Source organism: Halomonas campaniensis, assembly GCF_002211105.1.
Classification (GTDB): Bacteria; Pseudomonadota; Gammaproteobacteria; order Pseudomonadales; family Halomonadaceae; genus Vreelandella; species Vreelandella campaniensis_A.
In genome coordinates this window covers 760,529-774,116 of sequence record NZ_JPUA01000034.1, presented here as the reverse complement: position 1 = coordinate 774,116, position 13,588 = coordinate 760,529, and the positions used below count along the sequence as shown (strand labels likewise).

Here is a 13,588-nt window from a genome sequence, read left to right as displayed (position 1 = left end):
GGTCGGTAAACGACCAGCGGGCCAGTCGCCAAGCCATGGCTGGCGACCAAGCCGGCCAACTCCCCTATCCCAAGCGGTTTTTGAAGCCCCACTGGGGGCTTGCCTACAGCGTGCTCCTCGGCTTCGGGGGTAGTCAGCAATGCTTCAGCAGCGTCCAAAGCGGCTTCCCCACGAGTTCCCTGGGCTCTCAGACGCAAAGCGCTGCCTGCGACCAAGCCAAGGTTCATTAGCGCACTCAAGCTTTCGACATTCGCGCCAGCACCTTCTGCCGCGGGTTCTCGGTGCACTTCCAAATTCACACCGTACTCCCGTGCGATGGCTCTTAGTCGCGCCGCAGGGCGGGCATGCAACCCTGCCGCCAGAGCGAGCGTTAGGCAACGCTCAACCATTGGGCCTTTGGTCGTCGTCGCTTCTTCCTGCTCCGCTACAGAGCGAGTAAGCACCAACAGCTCCTCACCAAGAGCAACTCGCTTCCCCTTGCCATGGCGGGGCGGCAACAGGCGCCAGCCAGCGGGCTCAGTGACCACTATGGGCGTGATAAGCGCAGAGGCACCGAGCGCCAGCACATCGGCGTCAAAGCGGCACAGCGGTTCACCGGCGCGGACTTGGTCGCCCACCGCCACCAAGAGTTCGATGCCCTGGCCCTGCAACTCAACAGTGTCCAGTCCCAGATGTATCAGCAGTTCTAGTCCAGCGTCGGTTCGCAGGGTCAGTGCGTGCCGAGTGCGGGCACATTGCACGATCTCGCCATCGCAGGGGGCATGCAGGCACTCGCCTAGCGGGTCAAGGGCAATGCCCTCACCTAGCGCTAACCCAGCGAAAACAGGGTCGGGCACCTCGTTAAGAGGGATGACCAACCCTTCTACAGGGGCTAGCAGGGTTAGGGTTTGACTTGCATCGGACATGGGAATACTCCCGCTTTGTCTTTGTTATTAGCTATTAAAGTGTGCAGGTGACCTTGTTAAGGTGCCGGGGTCGATCCGGGTCACTGCCCCGGGCCGCCGCTAGGGCTGCCACCATGACGTAGAAGCTTTGGATAACGGACAGCGGCTGCAGGTCGTCGTGGCCCGCGTCCACCAACGTTAGTTGGCGTTTAGCCACGCTCGCATCAGCCGCCAGTAACACCTTGGCCCCAACGCTCTCTAGCCATTCGGCCAGCGTTAGCAGCCCGGCCTGCTCCGGCCCGGGCGGCGCGAATATCAGCACTGGGTAATCAGGGCCTATCAACGCCATCGGGCCGTGGCGAACTTCAGCCCCGCTAAAGGCCTCAGCCTGAATGGCACAGGTCTCTTTGAATTTCAGCGCCGCCTCTTGGGCAACCGCCAAACCAGCGCCCCGGCCAATGACCATCAGCCGGTCGGCTGCCTGCAATGCTTCAACCGCCGGCCCCCAATCTTGCTCAAGGGCTTTTTCCAGGCGCTCTGGCAATCCCTCTAGGGCGGTTAATAAGCTGCGATCCTCGTTCCAGTGACCCAGTAGTTGAGCCATGGCAGAGAGGGTAGCCAGGTAACTTTTAGTGGCCGCAACGCTCTTTTCCTCCCCGGCATGGAGAAGTATTTCTGTGCCACTGGCTGCTCCCAGCGGTGTCCCCAGCGTATTGAGCAGCGCCAATGTGCGGGCACCGCCGGTCGCTAACGCCTGCTGGGTGGCAACCAAATCAGGGCTCTGCCCTGACTGGGAGACCGCCAGGGCCAGATGGCCACTAGCCCGCCAAGGGGTCTTGGCCAGTGTCGTCAATGAAGGCGGCAGCGAAGCCACCGGTAGGCCGCGTTGCTTCATGCACAAGTAGGCAAAGTAACTAGCGGCATGGTCGGAGCTCCCGCGAGCCACGGTTACCGCTGAAACCGGCGGCGACTGACGCAGTTGCTCGCCCAAATCAGCCATCATGGGTGCATTTCGCCGCAGTTGGCTCCGGATAATTTCCGGGGCGCTGCGGGCTTCATCAAGCATCAGGGACATCAGGCACCTCCTAAAATAGAGCGGCCCTCTACAAAGACCGCCTGGAGTTGGAGTTGAGGGTCAAGAACAACGAAGTCAGCCGCAGCGCCTTCCTCAAGACGACCAATATCGCCAAGCCCCAGAAAATCAGCGGGAATGCGGGATAGACGGTCAGAAGCCTCAGCCAGCGAAAGTCCGAGGCTTACGAAGTTACGCAGCGCTTGATCCATGGTCAGCGTGCTACCGGCCAAGGTGCCATCGGCCAAACGTACCCCACCTAAGCATTTGGTGACGGTCTGCTCACCCAGGCGGTAATCGCCGTCAGGCATGCCTGCGGCAGCGGTGGAATCAGTCACCGCATAGAGATTGGGGATGCAGCGCAAGGCAGTCAGGATGGCACCAGGGTGGACATGCAGCAGGTCGGGGATCAGCTCGGCGTACTCGGCATGGGCCAGCGCCGCCCCCACCATGCCGGGCTTACGGTGGTGTAGGCCGGTCATGGCATTGAATAGATGGGTGAACCCGCAGGCACCATGAGCCAGCGCCTCGACTCCTTCTTCATAGCTTCCCAGGGTATGCCCTAGCTGCACTCGAACACCGCGCTCGCTGAGGTGGCGAATCAGAGCCATATGGCCGGAGAGTTCTGGGGCAAGGGTAATCAGGCGAATCGGCACCAGGCTGCACAGTTCGTCTAGCTCCTCGATCAACCCCGTCCGGGCATAGGCTGGCTGGGCGCCTAACTTACCAGGGTTGATATAAGGCCCCTCTAAATGCACGCCCAGCACTTTGGCTGCCAGGGGCGCGGGTGCCTGCATATAAGCCGCGATATCCCGCAGCGCCTTTCTGATGTGGTCGTCTGGCGCAGTCATGGTAGTGGCCAGCAACCGGGTGGTTCCGAAGCGCACATGGGTGCGGGCCAAGGTAGCCAGCGCCTCGCCCCCCTCCATAACATCAGCGCCACCGCCGCCATGCACATGTAAATCGATAAAGCCGGGGAGTATGCGAGGATGAGCGTTGGCATCAGGGTCTATCTGCTCACCGCTGATACGCTTGATACGCCCCCCTTCCCAGTGAATCTCCCCCAAGCGCCAGCCCTCGGCGGTCAGGATATTGCCAAATTGCATAACGTTTCCTAGCGAGTCAGTTCGACCATAAAGTCGTAGTAATCAGTGCGGCAGTAAGTCACCGTAAGCTCCGCTGGCGTGCCATCGGCCAGATACCCTAGTCGAGTGATCTTAAGCAGCGCCTGCCCCTCGGCTACCTCGGCGAGTGCCGCTAGCTCTGCGTCAGCATTGATGGCCGTAACATGCTGCAGGGCTCGAGCCATTGACTTACCGCTGGCTTCCAGCACCGCATAGAGAGACGTTTCTACTGCTTGGGGATCCGGCAGTACTGAGACAGGTAGGCAGCTATCCTCTACCGCCATCACCACTTCATCGGCCAAGCGTAAACGCTTAAGGCGCGCCACCTGGGCATCGGCACCCAAACCAAGACGCATACTCTCTTCCGCATTGGGGGTTGCCAGCCTGCGCTCTAACCATTGAGAGCTGGGCGTAAAACCACGCTGAGTCAGTAGCTCGGTGAAACTCACCAATCGGGTTAACGACTGATTAAGACGCGGCGTGATGAAAGTGCCAGAACCACGGCTACGACGAATGAGCCCCAACTCAGCCAGACAATCCAACGCCTTACGCGCGGTAATACGCGAGACATTGAGGGTATCGGCCAAGCTCCGCTCTGAAGGTAGCGCCTCGCCGCTCTCCCAGGCCCCCGTCTCGATGGCATTCTCCAACTGACGGGCTAACTGCTGGTAGAGCGGTGTCGCGCCCTGCGGGTCAAGGCGCAGGTGGCTAAAGCGTGGATCCATGGATATCTCCGTACGACAAACAATACCAATTGAATACCAATATAGGCATAATTCAATACCAATCAAGTGCCAATTATCAACTACCACAACCGAATAGCCCCACTCCACTCTGCCTACAGGGTAATTACCCAGCTAACAGGGAAGATGTAGGTTATTGATAAATCGAGAACAAAAAGAACTTCACATAGCGACAATTGGCGCAGCCTGCGGGAATCCGTATAGTGGCACCCTAACTCTCGCCAACTGATTGAGCTCATGCTTCAGAACAACGCCATGCTTGCCCAGCTCAAGCAACAGATTCGTCAAACCACCCCCCGTGCTGAAGGGGTGATCAAAGCCACCGACAAAGGTTTCGGGTTTCTCGAAACCGACGACGGTGAATCCTATTTCGTGCCACCGCCCGCGATGAAGCAGGTGATTCACGGTGATCGCGTGGAAGGCGTGATTCACGAGAACGGTGACAAAAAGTCCATTGAGCCGGAAAAGCTGATTGAAGCTGGGCTGGATCGGTTTGTTTCCCGCGTGCAGAAGCGTGAAGGCCGCCTAGCCGTCGTCCCTGATCATCCGTCGATTAAAAACGTTATCAAGGCACGGATTAAGAACAGCCTTGATGAAGACACCATTGCTGACGGCGACTGGGTCGTCGCTCGCTTGGTACGCCATCCGCTAAAAGCCGACGACCGCGCTTTCTTTGCCCAGATTGATGAATTGGTTGCGAAAAGCGATGACCCGGCAGTGCCGTGGCGCGTTACGCTGGCTCGCCATGCGCTGGAGCAAGAGTGCCCCGATGCAGGCACCGACTGGCCGTTAATTGATGAAGGCTTGACTCGCGAAGACTTAACGTCCACGCCCTTCTTCACCATTGATGGTGAGAAGACCCGCGATATGGATGATGCGCTGCATGTCGCTGCTCGTGCGGAAGGCGGCTGGCGGTTGAGCGTGGCGATTGCCGACCCCACCGCTTATGTGGAAGAGGGCCATGCGGCTGACTTGGAAGCCCGCACTCGCGCCTTTACCGTTTACCTGCCTGGCCAAAACGTCACTATGCTGCCAGAGCAGCTAGCGGATGATCTCTGCTCGTTGTGGGAAGGCAAGGAGCGCCCCGCGCTGGCCTGTACGCTGGATATTAATGCTGACGGCAGCCTGGGCGATTACCGCTTTTTTGCGGCGAACGTTAAATCTCACGCCAAGCTCGTTTACGACAACGTCTCCGACTGGATCGAAGGTCAAGGCGACTGGGCACCTGCGGATGAGATCGACGAGCAGCTCACCGCGCTGCGTGATTTGACCGAGGCGCGCACCGCTTGGCGCAATGAACACGCGCTGGTGTTTAAAGACCGCCCGGACTACGTGTTTGATCTCGACGCCGCCGGTAATGTACTGGCGGTGCGCACCGAAGAGCGCCGCATTGCCAACCGCATGATCGAAGAGTCGATGATTGTGGCCAACGCCTGCTGCGCGGATTTCCTGGCCCAGCATATCGGCCACGGTATCTTCAACGTGCACCGCGCCTTTGAGCCGGAAAAAGCCGAAGCCGCCCAGGAGTTTCTGGCCGGGCAAGAGATCATCGTCGAGCGTGAAGCGCTCACCGAGCTTGCCCGTTACACTGAGCTGAAGCGTGCGCTGGAAAGCCGCGACGACGCCTGGCTGGATGCGCGTCTGCGCCGTTTCCAGGGCTTTACCATGATGTCCGCTCAGCCCGGCCCGCACTTTGGTTTAGGCTTGGCTGCCTACGCCACCTGGACGTCGCCGATTCGTAAGTATGGCGATATGGTCAACCACCGCCTGATCAAGCGCGTGCTTAAAGGCGAGCAGGCGCCCGCCGAGGCGACCCAGCAGCTCACCGAGCAGCTGACGGAGCGTCGCCGCCTGAACCGTATGGCCGAACGCGATGTGAAGGATTGGCTCTACGTGCGTTACCTGACGCCCTCCGCGCAGAACCAGGACACCTTTGAGGCCGAAATCATGGCCATCAACCGTGGCGGTATGCGCGTTCGTCTGCTGGAGAATGGCGCGACGGCGTTTGTGCCAGCGCCCTTAATGCACAGTGACCGCAGTAAAGTGGTGATTGACGATAAAGAGGGCCGTATCCAGATCGAAGGCGAAGAGCGTTATAAGCTTGGCGATCCGCTTCGCGTCATCTTGACCGAAGCCCGCGAAGAGACCCGTTCGCTGGTAGCTAAACCCACTGCATAAACCGTATTTGTTTACTTGCAGTAACCGACAACGGCGCCCTAGGGCGCCGTTGTTGTCTCTATTGTGCGGGTGAGGATGAGCTCATCTTCATCAACATGCGGGCGATCTGTAAAAGCTTCACATCCTGCCAGCGGTCGGCGATTATCTGGACACCGACCGGCATGCCGGCACTACTTTGGCTCAATGGTAAATTGAGGCATGGTACTCCCAACAGTGTCCAAGCCCGACAGTAAATCGGGTCGCCAGTTGCATCGAGGCCTTTCGGCGCTTCGCCTTGAGCGCTAGCGGCGAGGATGATATCTACCTGCTCGCTAAATACCTGAGCAAGCGCCTGCTGCATTTCGCTGGTGGCACGCTTGGCTTCGAGATAGCGATGAAAGCTAGTGTTGCGCCCCTGCTGGATTAACTCAACCAATTTAACGCCCATCTTAGCGGCGTAATTCTTATATTCACTCGCTAGTGATTGAGCAGCTTCATAGGACATCACCACTTTTTGATGCTCAACAAGTGCTTCGTAGCGAGCATCTAAATTCAGTGGCACTACCTCGGCACCCGCCTGCTCAAAAAGTGCCTGGGCATTGGCCAGGGCCTGCTCAACATCAGGCGTCAGTGGCTCATCAACGGGCAGGCTGTGGATGCCGACGCGGACACCTTTGAGGTTATCTAACGCTCGGATGGTTGGCGCCTGAGTCAGAGCCGAGAACGTCATGCAGATATCGTCGATATGCCGGGTAAACCAGCCTAACGTATCTAGCGAGGCTGCAAGCGGTTTCACGCCGTCACAGCTAAGCGTGCCAAACGTGGGCTTGAAGCCAAATACGCCGCAGTAACTCGCTGGCCTAATTATGCTGCCGGCCGTTTGAGTGCCAAATGCCAGCGGTACCATACCGGTTGCGACAGCCGCCGCCGAGCCGCTTGATGAACCACCCGGTGTGCGGGTTGGATCATGGGGGTTGCGGGTCTTACCCGGTGTGAAATAGGCAAACTCAGTCGATACTGTTTTACCCATGATCAGCGCCCCTTGCTGTTCTAACAGCGTGACCAAGGCGGCATTAAGTTGTGAACCAGAAGAGCGAAGATAACCACGAGTCCCCCAGGTAATGGGCATAGACGTCGTATCAATTATGTCTTTAATACCTACCGGCACGCCATACAGTGGCTTACTGGCGACATCTACATCCGAAAGTAACGCAGGCAAGCGTGGTGCCAGCGCCTCCCAGGCTTGCACCTCGGGCTCGCGTTTTTGTATTTGGGCCGCGCAAGCATGCCACCAGTCATAGGGCTCTGCGCGGCCCTCTTTCAAAGCGGCCTGAAAGGTAGCAATAGTCATATTAGAATCATTCATCACAACGTTTTTCCTTGTAGTGAAATGATGAAACTTTAGCGTTTAGACCTGTTTAGTGGCCTGCTGGTGCTGTAAGAAAAAACGCAGCATCTCCTCAGTGGCATTTGGGCCAGTAGGGTCGGTGTAACTGCCTTTAACACTGCCTCCCGCCCAGGCGTGGCCCGCGCCGTGGATGCGCCACTGCTCTAGGCATGATTTGCCTTCCGCATCCTGATGCGTGGTAATAGTGTAGCTACGCCCATTGGGCACCTTTCCCTGCTCTACCCTCGCCCCCGCTTGGTTTGATGTGCTGTACTGGGCGGCCACGCGATCCGCGTTACTGGGGTGCACGGTGGTATCACGGTCGCCATGAAAGATAATCGCTGGAACGTCCGACGCCCATCCGGCTTGTTTGGCTTTATTTCCGCCACCCAAGGGACCCGTGCCGCCCTGCATTGCCCCTAGAGCATCGGGAAGGCTCTTGGCTACGCCGTGGGGCAGGCCAGAGTGCACGCCTACCGCCGCAAAAAGATCCGGGTAGGTCATCGCCAGGGTGGTCGCCATGGCAGCGCCGGCCGAGAGCCCTGCCACATAGACACGGGTGGCATCGAGTGCATAGGTGTCGATAATCTGACGAGTCATGCCCGCCAAAATTGCCGGCTCACCACCCTCCCGCTGCTGGTCTTCGGCCTTGAACCAGTTCCAGCACTTGGAGCTGTTGGCGGTCATCGGCTGAGAGGGGTAGAGCACACAGAAAAGCTGCTTTTCGGCCAGCCGGTTCATCTCGGTGCCGGCAGCGAAGTCGTCAGGACTCTGCGTGCAGCCATGCAGCATAACCACCAACGGCATCGCCTGACCGTGATAGCCGCTGGGGATATATAGTTTGTAATCGCGGCTGCCCACTTGGTTGCTAAAGCTACCCGTCGAAAAGCCCCCCATACTCATTTGACTAGCGTGATCGGAGGCAGACGATGGTGTCTCTGATGCTGGCTTCTTAACCGTGCTCTCTTTATCGATAACCGTCCAGATGCCATCGAAGATATTGCCATCTCGGTCAGCGTTATCCGCCGCTTCTTCACGCTTTGCCTCGGGCATACCGCCCTGAAGGAGAGCCATGGCCTCGTGCAGTTTTCCCGCGCGGGTAAGTCGCGTCGCCTCTTCCATTCGCTTCGTCATAGTGGCATCGATCATTTTCAATATCCTTATTCAATGACTGTGGGTGTGATTGCGTAGCTCATGACTGAGTGATGACTCATTCAGTGAATCCGATCCGCCAGCGCGGCCTTAACCGCCTTACTGGCATTTAAAGCCCCTAACACCACCACTGACTCAATAGTGGCAAGAGCAAGCTCCGGCGTGACATCGTCGGCAATACTGGCCATTCCCAGCACCTGAATCTGCAACGTCTCCCCTGCCGACTGTAAAGCCTCCAGATCCGCGCGACTGTAGTGCTCAAGCCCAAGTACAAACGACTTGCGGGTAACCGTCTCTCTCACCACATCAGCATGGTTTGCCAATTGATTGCGGATGGCAGTGCGTATCAGGTCGGTTCGGTTGGAGTAAAACCCCTCCTGTACCAGCAGGTCGATCTGCCCCAGATCAACCACCCCCAGGTTGATAGTAATTTTCTCGCTGGAGTCGCCGCTCTTGCGGCGCAGTTCGTGCACGCTCATGTGTGAAGCCTCGTTGTGCTCGTCATTGGACATCTATTTGGCACTATAACACCTAAATAGACTCCATATACCATCCATATGGATGTTATTTATAATAGTTTAGGCTCATAAATAGTCCAGTGCACCGGCTCAAGTGTCGTCGAACTGACTTATTTCTCCTTTATGGTGAAACGATGACACTCATTTTGGTTGGAGATTAGCTTGCACATTGCCGATGTGACGATGTTTCATGCCCCCGCCAGCGGCGGCGTACGTACTTATTTACAGGCCAAACACCGTGTTTTTTCGCGCATTCCACAGCTGCGTACCAGCCTGCTGGTGCCGGGGGCGGAGCGCGATAGCCTCGGCGACCACCACACCTTACCGGCGTTACATCTGCCGTTAGGCCAGGGCTACCGTTTTCCGCTGCGAGGCTCACCCTGGCGCGATACCCTGATTGCTCTAAAACCCGACCTGATTGAGGCTGGCGACCCGTACGTAACGGCATGGGCGGCGCTGGCTGCGGGACAGCAGCTCGGCGTTCCGGTGGTGGGGTTTTATCACTCTGATCTTCCACGCTTGATGGGGGATCGCTTTGGGCGCTACGTTGAGAAGCGCTTAACCCACTATGTCACGACACTCTACAGTCAGTTTGATAGCGTGCTGGCACCCTGTCATGCCATGGCGAACCGGCTGCGGGAATGGGGCGTTGATAACGTTCGCGTTCAACCGCTGGGCGTCGATTTGGCGCAATTTAACCCACAGCAGCGTGACCCAGCTTTTCGCCAAGCCATGGGTATACCCAGCGAGAAAAAGCTGCTGATTTTTGTGGGGCGTAATTCTCGCGAGAAGAATATTGACGTGTTACTGGCGACGATGCGCCAGCTAGGCAGCGATTACCATTTGCTGCTAATGGGCCCCGGTATGCCGCATCACGTACCCAGCAATGTCACCATTGTGGATCGCTGCTGTGGCGCCCACGAGGTAGCGAAGGCACTCGCCAGTAGCGATGCCTTGCTGCACGCGGGCACTCGGGAGACATTCGGATTAATTGCCCAGGAAGCTATGGCGAGCGGGATTCCAGTCGTAGCAGCAAACGCAGGGGCGTTGGCAGAAAACGTGCCGTTGGGTGCAGGCATTTTATGTAAGCCGCTTGATCCCACGGCCATGGCTGAGGCGTGCGTGGCGCTATTTAGCAATGATGTAGCCTCCAGCGGGCACTATGCACGCCGCCATGTAGAGCGCCATTTCAATTGGGATGGCGTGATGCACTCACTGCTTGAGCACTATCAACACCTTTGCCACAGCAGCCAACCGTATGCACTCCACCAACACCACTAACTTCCGTCAGCTTCTCAAGTGGCGGCCCATCCACGGCGTAATGATTGCCTTGGCGCTGATGGCGCCACTGGTGCTCACCACTTGGCTGGGCGGCGCAGAGGCGTTACAGCGGGTAAAGCAGTTTCCACTCGAACTGTTGCTATTAATGCTTTTGCTAGCGTTTCTATGCTGGAATCTTAATGCAATGAGAATGCGCTTGATGCTGAGTGGCCGAGCAGGCAGGCTTGGTCAACGCGGCGCCCTGGGTATTGAGCTGGCGTCTAAGTTTGCACTGTGTGCCACCCCAGGCGGCAGCGGTGGCCCAGTCACCCTACTGATGCTGCTTGCCCAGCGCGGCTTCCCGCCCGCTAAAGGCGCGGCGATGTTCCTGATTGATCAAGGCTGTGACCTACTGTTCTTCCTGGCGATGCTGGGCGGCCTAGTGCTCTTTTCGTTACTAAGCGACACCCAATGGCCCCATCAATCGCTGGTGCAGTGGGCGCTGGTCGGTTTAGCCTTTTTGGCCACAGTGGTGATTGCGGTAATGCGCTATTTGCCCAGTTTATTGCGTTCTCCCAGCATAAACTCCCCCTGGCCAAACCGCTATCGGCGGCGCTGGCTGGCACGACGCCTTCTACGCTGTCGGCATGCCTTAAAGGTAACGCTTAAGCTGCCGCGCTCTACGTTATTCGCAATGCTACTACTGACCACGATGCATTGGCTGATGCGCTATAGTTTGCTCTATTTGGCAGTGCTGGGGGTAGGCGGTCATGCAGATTGGATGTGGACGTTTTTAACGCAAATGCTGGCCATGGCTGCCAGCCAGTTTAGCTTTCTGCCTGGAGGCGCGGGTGCTGCGGAGGTAGGCGTGGGTACTCTGTTGCTGCCGCTAATGGAGCGCGAACAGGCCGCTGCAGCGGTACTGATATGGCGGCTGGTGAGCTACCATTTATATTTGGCGGCGGGCGCACCGCTGTTTGTGCTGTACAGCTATCGCATGCTGCGCCGATCACCGGCACGGTAGCACAAATGAATAAGGGCGCCCCGAGGGGCGCCCTTATCGCGTGCAGCTAAACGTCAGTGACTTACCAGCCAGTGACTTCTTTCAGCGCATCGCCGATTTCCGCCAAAGAGCGCACGGTTTTCACACCGGCGTCTTCAAGGGCAGCAAACTTCTCGTCAGCGGTGCCTTTACCGCCAGAGATGATCGCGCCCGCGTGGCCCATACGCTTGCCAGGAGGTGCAGTCACACCGGCAATGTAGGAAACCACAGGCTTGGAAACGTTGGCTTTGATGTAAGCCGCTGCTTCTTCTTCCGCCGTACCACCGATTTCACCAATCATGACGATGGCTTCGGTTTTCGGGTCTTTCTCGAACATCTCAAGGATGTCGATGAAGTTAGAGCCCGGAATCGGGTCGCCGCCGATGCCTACACAGGTAGACTGACCAAAACCGTGATCAGTGGTCTGCTTAACGGCTTCATAGGTCAAGGTACCAGAACGAGATACGATGCCTACGCGGCCCGGCTGGTGAATGTGACCCGGCATGATGCCGATTTTGCATTCGCCCGGAGTGATAACACCTGGGCAGTTCGGGCCGATCAGACGTACACCCAGCTCGTCGCACTTCACTTTGGCTTCGAGCATATCCAGCGTGGCGATGCCTTCAGTGATGCACACAATCAGCTTGATACCGGCATTCGCCGCTTCAAGGATCGAGTCTTTGCAGAACGGCGCCGGTACGTAGATAACGCTGGCTTCCGCGCCGGTTTTCGCTACCGCTTCTTTCACGGTGTTGAAAACGGGCAGACCGAGGTGCTCCTGGCCGCCTTTACCCGGCGTAACACCACCGACCATTTGCGTACCGTAGGCAATCGCCTGCTCGGAGTGGAACGTGCCTTGGCCACCGGTAAAGCCCTGGCAGATGACCTTGGTGTTCTTATCGATCAGGATGCTCATTACTTGCCCTCCGCCGCTTTAACGACCTGCTGAGCCGCGTCGGTCAGACTAGTAGCCGCGATGATGTTCAAACCGCTAGATGCTAGTTTTTCAGCACCCAGTTCGGCGTTGTTACCTTCCAGACGTACGACCACTGGTACATTGACACCCACTTGCTCAACGGCACCGATAATGCCTTCAGCAATCATGTCGCAACGTACGATACCGCCGAAAATGTTAACCAGAACGGCTTTCACATTGTCGTCAGAGAGGATGATCTTGAACGCTTCAGCCACGCGCTCCTTGGTGGCGCCGCCGCCTACATCCAGGAAGTTAGCGGGCTTGCCGCCACTCAGGTTGACGATGTCCATGGTGCCCATGGCCAAGCCTGCGCCGTTAACCATGCAGCCGATGTTGCCATCAAGCGCGACATAGTTAAGTTCCCACTTCGCCGCATCGGCTTCGCGCTGATCTTCTTGCGAAGGATCACGCATCGCCTGCAGGTCGGGGTGACGGTATAACGCGTTGCTGTCTAGACCCAATTTGGCGTCGAGGCAGTGCAGATTGCCTTCGTCGGTCACAACCAGCGGGTTGATTTCCAATAGCGCCAGGTCTTTGTCGTGGAACAACTGAGACAGACCCAAGAAAATCTTGGTGAACTGCTTGATCTGGTCACCTTTCAGGCCCAGAGCAAAGGCTAGCTCACGCGCTTGGTACGGCTGTGCGCCGACCAGCGGATCGATTTCGGCTTTCAGAATCTTTTCCGGCGTCTCTTCCGCAACCGTCTCGATCTCAACACCACCTTCGGTAGAGGCCATGAAGACAACACGACGGGTGGTACGGTCGACAACGGCACCGAGGTACAGTTCGTCGGCGATGTCGGTGCAGGTTTCAACCAAAATTTTGGCAACCGGCTGACCTTTTTCGTCAGTCTGGAAGGTAACCAAGTTCTTACCCAGCCACTGCTCAGCAAAGGCTTTCGCTTCAGCCGGATCTTTAATCAGCTTAACGCCACCCGCTTTACCACGGCCACCGGCGTGCACCTGGGCTTTAACCACCCACATGTCACCACCGATTTTTTTACACGCCTCTTCTGCTTCTTCGGGCGTGTCCACTGCAAAGCCTTTTGACACAGGTAGACCATAGTCGGCAAACAGCTGTTTACCTTGATACTCGTGAAGATTCATCGATTCATGCCATTGGTTGCATGTGACTCGAACGATGACCCGTTTTCTTTTAAGAGCAGCCTTACAAGAACGGTCTTAAAAGAACGGGCCATCCCCGTTCTTTCGATCTTTGTGGATTAAGACAAAGCCGAAAGTTTGCGCCACCCTTAAAAGGTGGCGCTTCGTTG

General features: G+C 57.2%; 12 protein-coding genes. 3 read left to right on the top strand and 9 right to left on the bottom strand.

Features of this window, described 5'->3' with window-relative positions:
• From JI62_RS22950 to JI62_RS15970, 4 genes are all read right to left on the bottom strand, one after another.
• Positions 1-905: glucose PTS transporter subunit IIA (locus tag JI62_RS22950; protein ID WP_240513268.1), on the bottom strand; the 905-nt coding region annotated here is incomplete at its 3' end.
• A gap of 34 nt (positions 906-939) precedes the next feature.
• Positions 940-1,959 carry an SIS domain-containing protein gene (locus tag JI62_RS15980; RefSeq protein ID WP_088701087.1) on the bottom strand — a complete coding sequence of 340 codons (1,020 nt, stop codon included), beginning with the start codon at positions 1,957-1,959 and terminating at the stop codon, positions 940-942.
• The gene (nagA, locus tag JI62_RS15975) at positions 1,959-3,062 is read right to left on the bottom strand and encodes an N-acetylglucosamine-6-phosphate deacetylase (protein WP_088701086.1); all 1,104 of its coding nucleotides are present in this window, start codon (positions 3,060-3,062) and stop codon (positions 1,959-1,961) included. The genes JI62_RS15980 and nagA overlap by 1 nt, the downstream gene beginning before the upstream one ends.
• An 8-nt stretch (positions 3,063-3,070) precedes the next feature.
• Positions 3,071-3,805, bottom strand: coding sequence for a GntR family transcriptional regulator (locus JI62_RS15970; RefSeq protein WP_088701085.1), 735 nt, complete (start codon positions 3,803-3,805; stop codon positions 3,071-3,073).
• Between the two features lie 255 nt (positions 3,806-4,060).
• Between JI62_RS15970 and JI62_RS15965 the strand changes: the two genes are divergently transcribed.
• Positions 4,061-6,001, top strand: a complete 1,941-nt coding sequence (locus JI62_RS15965) for an exoribonuclease II (protein WP_088701084.1) — start codon at positions 4,061-4,063, stop codon at positions 5,999-6,001.
• 58 nt (positions 6,002-6,059) lie between these two features.
• Here the strand turns inward: JI62_RS15965 and JI62_RS15960 are convergent, their stop codons facing one another.
• From JI62_RS15960 to JI62_RS15950, 3 genes are all read right to left on the bottom strand, one after another.
• Positions 6,060-7,346: an amidase gene (locus JI62_RS15960; protein WP_240513267.1), complete on the bottom strand. Its 1,287-nt coding sequence runs from the start codon at positions 7,344-7,346 to the stop codon at positions 6,060-6,062.
• Between the two features lie 42 nt (positions 7,347-7,388).
• Positions 7,389-8,516 carry an extracellular catalytic domain type 1 short-chain-length polyhydroxyalkanoate depolymerase gene (locus JI62_RS15955; RefSeq protein WP_088701082.1) on the bottom strand — a complete coding sequence of 376 codons (1,128 nt, stop codon included), beginning with the start codon at positions 8,514-8,516 and terminating at the stop codon, positions 7,389-7,391.
• 65 nt (positions 8,517-8,581) lie between these two features.
• Positions 8,582-8,998, bottom strand: a complete 417-nt coding sequence (locus tag JI62_RS15950; RefSeq protein ID WP_088701359.1) for a CopG family transcriptional regulator — start codon at positions 8,996-8,998, stop codon at positions 8,582-8,584.
• A gap of 201 nt (positions 8,999-9,199) precedes the next feature.
• Between JI62_RS15950 and JI62_RS15945 the strand changes: the two genes are divergently transcribed.
• Positions 9,200-10,318, top strand: coding sequence for a glycosyltransferase family 4 protein (locus tag JI62_RS15945; RefSeq protein ID WP_088701081.1), 1,119 nt, complete (start codon positions 9,200-9,202; stop codon positions 10,316-10,318).
• Positions 10,296-11,321 carry a lysylphosphatidylglycerol synthase transmembrane domain-containing protein gene (locus tag JI62_RS15940; RefSeq protein ID WP_088701080.1) on the top strand — a complete coding sequence of 342 codons (1,026 nt, stop codon included), beginning with the start codon at positions 10,296-10,298 and terminating at the stop codon, positions 11,319-11,321. The genes JI62_RS15945 and JI62_RS15940 overlap by 23 nt, the downstream gene beginning before the upstream one ends.
• A 61-nt stretch (positions 11,322-11,382) precedes the next feature.
• On the opposite strand, the gene sucD is transcribed toward JI62_RS15940, so the two are convergent.
• Positions 11,383-12,255: a succinate--CoA ligase subunit alpha gene (sucD, locus tag JI62_RS15935; RefSeq protein WP_009287300.1), complete on the bottom strand. Its 873-nt coding sequence runs from the start codon at positions 12,253-12,255 to the stop codon at positions 11,383-11,385.
• Positions 12,255-13,421, bottom strand: a complete 1,167-nt coding sequence (sucC, locus tag JI62_RS15930; RefSeq protein ID WP_088701079.1) for an ADP-forming succinate--CoA ligase subunit beta — start codon at positions 13,419-13,421, stop codon at positions 12,255-12,257. The genes sucD and sucC overlap by 1 nt, the downstream gene beginning before the upstream one ends.
• Positions 13,422-13,588: the final 167 nt, after the last annotated feature.